Below are 424 nucleotides of genomic sequence, written 5' to 3'. Positions count from 1 at the left end.
GAACTAGGCTGAAACGACACCAGCTAATGGGTATCTAATAACAGGTACCTGATCATGGCTGCCCGATAATGGCGCCTAATGACAAAGGAGAATAACAATATGAATCAGGAAACGATCGCTGCATTGGAAGAGATCATTCATAGTCGTTACAGTAATACTGCCGGCATGATTGTTTTAAAGAATGGAGAAACACAGTACGAAGGCTATTTTAACGGATGCACGGCTGACAGCTGCATCAACATTTTTTCGGTAACAAAAAGTATTATTTCTATCCTGATCGGCATCGCCGTCGACAGAGGAGAGATCCAGAGCGTCAACCAGAAGGTGCTGGACTTTTTCCCGGATTTCCCGGTTGAAAATTACAACGAAGGGGAAACAACGGTACGGAATATAACGCTTCGGGATCTGATGACAATGACTGCCC

The 424-nt window shown here is 44.6% G+C and carries 1 protein-coding gene; it reads left to right on the top strand.

Annotation, left to right across the window (positions count from 1 at the left end; all coding sequences use genetic code 11):
- Positions 1–99: 99 nt before the first annotated feature.
- On the top strand, positions 100–424 hold a 325-nt coding region (locus NE664_14455), incomplete at its 3' end, for a serine hydrolase (protein ID MCQ4727836.1).

The sequence above is a fragment of the Anaerotignum faecicola genome, from assembly GCA_024460105.1.
Lineage (GTDB): Bacteria > Bacillota > Clostridia > Lachnospirales > Anaerotignaceae > JANFXS01.
Note: the sequence above shows the minus strand (reverse complement) of the source record. Positions and strands in the feature narration are given on the sequence as shown.